6 protein-coding genes and 1 pseudogene are annotated in these 5571 nt (G+C 74.0%); 6 read left to right on the top strand and 1 reads right to left on the bottom strand.

Annotation, left to right across the window (positions count from 1 at the left end):
- Nucleotides 1–1060 (bottom strand): annotated as a pseudogene (locus tag ACXJKG_RS19020) (DNA-binding response regulator); the annotation flags it as partial.
- A gap of 181 nt (nucleotides 1061–1241) precedes the next feature.
- Between ACXJKG_RS19020 and mihF the strand changes: the two are divergent.
- The 6 genes from mihF to ACXJKG_RS18990 form a co-directional block, all read left to right on the top strand.
- Nucleotides 1242–1553, top strand: a complete 312-nt coding sequence (gene mihF, locus ACXJKG_RS19015; protein ID WP_013771131.1) for an integration host factor, actinobacterial type — start codon at nucleotides 1242–1244, stop codon at nucleotides 1551–1553.
- A 55-nt stretch (nucleotides 1554–1608) separates the two neighbouring features.
- On the top strand, nucleotides 1609–2178 hold the full coding sequence (gmk, locus tag ACXJKG_RS19010) for a guanylate kinase (RefSeq protein WP_456847298.1): 570 nt from the start codon (nucleotides 1609–1611) through the stop codon (nucleotides 2176–2178).
- Nucleotides 2179–2219: 41 nt separating this feature from the next.
- Nucleotides 2220–2483, top strand: a complete 264-nt coding sequence (gene rpoZ, locus ACXJKG_RS19005) for a DNA-directed RNA polymerase subunit omega (RefSeq protein WP_028046344.1) — start codon at nucleotides 2220–2222, stop codon at nucleotides 2481–2483.
- A 10-nt stretch (nucleotides 2484–2493) separates the two neighbouring features.
- Nucleotides 2494–3690 (top strand): bifunctional phosphopantothenoylcysteine decarboxylase/phosphopantothenate--cysteine ligase CoaBC, encoded by a 1197-nt coding sequence (gene coaBC / locus ACXJKG_RS19000; protein ID WP_456847297.1) that lies wholly within the window; start codon nucleotides 2494–2496, stop codon nucleotides 3688–3690.
- 43 nt (nucleotides 3691–3733) lie between these two features.
- Nucleotides 3734–4936, top strand: coding sequence for a methionine adenosyltransferase (gene metK / locus ACXJKG_RS18995; protein ID WP_456847296.1), 1203 nt, complete (start codon nucleotides 3734–3736; stop codon nucleotides 4934–4936).
- A 64-nt stretch (nucleotides 4937–5000) separates the two neighbouring features.
- Nucleotides 5001–5571: primosomal protein N' family DNA-binding protein (locus tag ACXJKG_RS18990; protein WP_456847295.1), on the top strand; the 571-nt coding region annotated here is incomplete at its 3' end.

The following is a 5571-nucleotide window of genomic DNA, read 5'->3' as shown; positions in this document are numbered from 1 at the left end:
GGGCCGACTCGACGGCGGCGGCGAGCATCGCGGGGGAGGGCGCGGGCGCGTCGAGCCGGGCCGTGAGCGCCTCGTGCGCGTCGGCCGCCCGGCCGAGCACCGTCCAGACGAGCGCGAGCCCCGGCATGGGGTCGGCACCCGCCTCGTGCGCGGCGCGGTAGGCGTCCTGCGCCTCGGTCAGCTCGCCGCGGAGCCGGTGGACCTCGGCCTTCTGGTACCAGGCGCCGCCGAGGTCAGCCTGCCGCGGGTGCGACAGGGCCACCACGGCACCCTCGGCCTCGACCAGCGCACCGTCCCAGTCGTCGGCCTCCAGCAGCACCTGCGAGCGGTGGACCCGGCACGCGCCCCGGAACGGCACGAGCTCGGGCTGCCGCTCGCACCAGGCGTCGAGCGCGTGGGTCCACTCCCGCGCCCGGCGCAGGTCGAGCGCCTCGCGGCACAACCGGATGACCGCGCAGTAGACGATGCCGACCACCAGGGCCGACGCGCCGCCCGTCGTGACGGCGAGCATGACCTCGTCCAGGGCGGCCAGGCCCGCGGTCGTCTCGCCCGCCAGGATGAGGACGTGKCCCTCGCCGAGCCGGGCGAGCGTCCCGAGGTCCCGGTCCCCGACCAGCGTGGCGACGTCCGACGCGAGCCGGTAGCACCGGAGCGCCTGTGCCGTGTCCTGCTCGGCGATCGCCCGGCGCGCCTGCGGAACCGCGAGGTAGCCCGGGACGACCGAGCCCGGGTTCTCGGCCGCGAGCCGTGCGCCGCGCTCCATCCAGCCCGCGATGGCCGCCACACGGCCACGGTTGCCGAGGTTCATGCTCGCCCACAGAGCGCAGCGGGCCGCCCTCGAGACCTCGCCGTCGCGCACGAGCGCGTCGAACGCCGACGCGAGAAGGTCGCAGCCCTCGTCGTCGTGACCGCACAGGAGGGCCGCGGCTCCCCAGTCGGCCAGGTCGGCGGAGCCGAGGCCGTCGAGGGCCGCGGCCGTGGCGTAGCTCTCGTACGCGGTCGCCCAGCGCCCGCGCGCGGACGCCTCGCGCGCACCCTCCAGCACCGTGTCGTGACCCATGGCAGCTCCTCGACCAACGACCGGGCCAACGTAGCGCGTGTGCAGGTCAGGCGCGGGGCCAGACCGTCGGACTGATCGTCCGTCCACGTTGCCGTTCATCAGGCGTCTCGCTAGTTTCATTCCAACGGTCCCGCGTAGATGCGTGCTGGATCGCCGGCCCAACGACGAGAAGGTGACGCGCGTGGCTCTCCCTCCGCTGACTCCCGAACAACGAGCGGCAGCGCTCCAGAAGGCCGCCGCAGCCCGGCAGGCCCGCGCTGAGGTCAAGAATCGCCTCAAGTACTCGCAAGGGACGCTCTCCGAGGTGATCGCGCAGGGGCAGAAGGACGAGACGATCGGCAAGCTCAAGGTCCTCGCGCTGCTCGAGTCGCTGCCTGGCGTCGGCAAGGTCAAGGCGCGTGCGATCATCTCCGAGATCGGAATCTCCGAGACCCGGCGTGTCCGTGGTCTCGGACCGCACCAGGTGAAGGCCCTCGTCGACCGCTTCGGGTGAACGACTCGAGGCGGACAGGGCCTCACCGCTCAGCTCGAGGAGCACCGCACCACCCATGACGACGACGCCTGCCCGGCTGACCGTTCTCGCCGGACCGACCGCCGTCGGCAAGGGGACGGTGTCCGCCGACGTCCGCTCCCGCTATCCCGAGGTCTGGCTGTCGGTGTCCGCGACCACGCGGCCGCCGCGGCCCGGCGAGGTCGACGGGGTGCACTACCTGTTCGTGTCGGGCGACGAGTTCGACGCGATGGTGTCCCGCGGCGACCTCCTCGAGTGGGCGGTCGTGCACGGACGCAACCGGTACGGCACGCCGCGGCGACCCGTCGAGGAGCGGCTGGCCGCCGGCGAGCCGGCCCTCCTCGAGATCGACCTGCAGGGCGCCCGGCAGGTCCGGGAGTCCATGCCGGACGCGCACTTCGTGTTCCTGGCCCCGCCGTCGTTCGCGGAGCTGGAGCGACGCCTGGTCGGGCGCGGGACCGAGGACGCCGAGGAGCGTGAGCGTCGGCTGGCGACCGCGCGCGTGGAGCTGGCGGCCGAGGCGGAGTTCGACCAGGTCATCGTCAACGACGACGTCCACCGGGCCACCGACGAGCTGGTCCGCGGGATGGGGATCCCGACCAGGTAGGATGGGACCAGTCCCACCCCTTTCACGTACGGGAGATCACCGTGTCCGGAACCGTCGCCGCCCCCACCGGCATCACCGACCCGCCCATCGACCGTCTGCTCGAGCGTGCCGACTCCAAGTACGCGCTCGTCCTGTACTCGGCCAAGCGCGCGCGCCAGATCAACGCCTACTACTCGCAGCTCAACGAGGGCCTGCTCGAGTACGTCGGGCCGCTCGTGGACACGCGCCCGCAGGAGAAGCCGCTCTCGATCGCGATGCGCGAGATCGACGCCGGCCTGCTGACGTCCGAGGCCACGGAGGGCTGACAGTCCCACCATGCGCATCGTCCTCGGCGTCGCGGGCGGGATCGCCGCCTACAAGGCTGTCCTGCTGCTGCGTCTGCTGCGTGAGGACGGCCACGCCGTCCGTGTGGTCCCCACGCGGGCGGCGCTCGAGTTCGTCGGGCGTGCGACCTGGGAGGCCCTGTCGGGCCAGCCGGTGACCACCGATGTCTTCGAGGACGTCGACCAGGTGGCGCACGTCGCGGTCGGCAAGCAGGCGGAGCTCGTGATCGTCGCCCCGGCGACCGCCGACCTCCTGGCCCGGGCCGCCGCGGGGCAGGCCGACGACCTGCTGACGGCGACCCTGCTGGTGGCCCGCTGCCCGGTGCTGCTCGCCCCGGCGATGCACACGGAGATGTGGGAGCACCCCGCCACCGTCGCGAACGTGGCGACGCTCCGCTCCCGCGGCGTGCACGTGCTCGACCCCGCCGCCGGCCGGCTGACCGGCGCGGACACCGGTCTCGGGCGCCTCCCCGACCCGGAGGACATCGCCGCCGCCGCGCTGGCCCTGGTGTCCGACCGCCCGCGTGACCTGGTCGGCCGGCACGTCGTGGTCTCGGCCGGAGGGACCCGCGAGCCCCTCGACCCCGTCCGGTTCCTCGGCAACCGCTCGTCGGGCCGCCAGGGCGTCGCGCTGGCCCGCACGGCCTACGCCCGCGGTGCTCGCGTCACGCTCGTCGCCGCGAACATCGACGTCCCCGTGCCTCCCGGCGTCGACGTGGTGCTGGCGGAGACGGGTGCCGAGCTGCGCGACGCGGTGCKCGCCGCCGCGAAGGACGCCGACGTCGTCGTCATGGCGGCCGCCGTCGCCGACTACCGGCCGCGGACCAGCGGCGGGACCAAGATCAAGAAGCAGCCCGACGGCGCCCCGACCGTGCTCGAGCTCGTCGAGACCGTCGACATCCTCGCCGAGCTGGCCGCCGACCGGCTGCGGCCGGGGCAGGTGGTGGTCGGTTTCGCCGCCGAGACCGGCGACGAGACGGGCAGCGTGCTGGACCACGGCCGGGCGAAGGCACGCCGCAAGGGTGCCGACCTGCTCGTCGTGAACGCGGTCGGTGGCGGGCGCGGGTTCGGCAGCGACGCCAACGAGGTGACGATCCTCGACGGGACGGGCGCGGCGGTCGCCGAGGCGAGCGGCAGCAAGGACCAGGTGGCGGACGCCGTGTGGGACGCCGTCCTGGCGCGCGGCTGAGATCGGACACCTCGCGCCCGGGCCGCCCATTACGCTGTCGGCCATGACCGAGCCCGACCTGCGCCTGTTCACGTCCGAGTCCGTCACCGAGGGGCACCCGGACAAGATCTGCGACCAGATCTCCGACGCCATCCTCGACGCGATCCTGGAGCAGGACCCGCAGGCCCGGGTGGCGGTCGAGACGATGGTGACCACCGGACTGGTGCACGTGGCCGGCGAGGTCACCACCAGCGCGTACGTCGAGATCCCGCAGATCGTCCGCCAGGTGGTCCGCGGCATCGGCTACACCTCGTCGGCGATCGGCTTCGACGGCGACTCGTGCGGCATCTCCGTGTCGATCGGGCAGCAGTCGCCCGACATCGCGGCCGGCGTCGACAAGGCCATCGAGGTCCGCGAGGACGGGTCCGACCTCGACCCGCTGGACGCCCAGGGCGCCGGCGACCAGGGCCTGATGTTCGGCTACGCCAGCGACGACACGCCGACCCTGCTGCCCCTGCCCATCTGGCTCGCGCACCGCCTGGCCGAGCGCCTGACGCTGGTGCGCAAGGAGGGGATCGTGCCGGGGCTGCGTCCCGACGGCAAGACGCAGGTCACCATCGGCTACGACGGGGACCGCGCCGTGCGGCTCGACACGGTCGTCCTGTCCACCCAGCACGACCCCGACGTGCACCTCGAGACCACGCTCCGGCCGGCAATCGCGGACCACGTCATCGCGCCCGTCCTCGAGACGATCGGGCTCGACAGCTCGGACTTCCGGCTTCTGGTGAACCCCACCGGCACGTTCGTCGTCGGAGGGCCGCAGGGCGACGCCGGGCTCACGGGCCGCAAGATCATCGTGGACTCCTACGGCGGCATCGCCCGCCACGGCGGCGGCGCCTTCTCCGGCAAGGACCCGTCGAAGGTGGACCGCTCGGCCGCGTACGCCATGCGGTGGGTGGCCAAGAACATCGTCGCGGCCGGTCTGGCCCGGCGCTGCGAGGTCCAGGTGGCCTACGCCATCGGCAAGGCGAACCCGGTCGGCCTGTACGTCGAGACGTTCGGCACCGAGACGGTGCCGGTCGCGCGCCTGACGGCGGCCATCCGCGAGGTCTTCGACCTGCGCCCCGCGGCGATCGTGCGCGACCTCGACCTGCTGCGGCCCATCTACCGCAAGACCGCCGCGTACGGGCACTTCGGCCGCGAGCTGCCGGAGTTCACCTGGGAGCGCACCGACCGCGTGGCGGACCTGCAGTCCGCGGTGCGCTGACGCCGCTCCTTCCTGCCGCGCACGCCCCGGCTCCGACGTCGGCGGTCGGTGGTGTGATGAGGCCGTGGACGTGAGCGGCGGCGGCGAGCAGCTGATGCTCGAGGGCCTGCCGCAGCCTCGGCGCCGTGCGCGGGCCGTCGCCGGCGGGGTGCCCGTCGCCGAGCACCYGCCGGTYGCGCGCGTCTGCCTGGACCTCGTGCCGGCGCACCTCGACCGGGTCTTYGAGTACCTCGTGCCCGCGACGCTGGCGGACACGGCGATCCCCGGCACGCGCGTCAAGGTGCGGTTCGGGGCGCAGGAGGCCAACGGGTACGTGCTGGAGCGGGTGGCGGAGGCCGAGCACGACGGCGCGCTGGTGACCATCCGGCGGGTCGTCTCCGCGGAGCCCGTGCTCACCCCGCAGGTCGCGCGACTGGCCCGGGCGGTCGCGGACCGCTGGGCGGGGACGCTCAACGACGTGCTGCGCCTCGCGATCCCGGCCCGGCACGCGCGCGTCGAGGCCGAGGACCCTGCACCGTCCGACGAGCCGTCGGCGCCCTCGGGGTCGGCCACGGCGTGGACGCCCTACCGGGGCGGCGCGGCGTTCCTGCAGCACCTCACGGCCGGCGGGGCGCCGCGAGCCGTCTGGTCCGCGC

Source organism: Cellulomonas sp. P5_C6 (assembly GCF_054049635.1).
The sequence above is the reverse complement of the archived record's forward strand: the minus strand, read 5'-3'. Positions and strand labels throughout refer to the sequence as shown.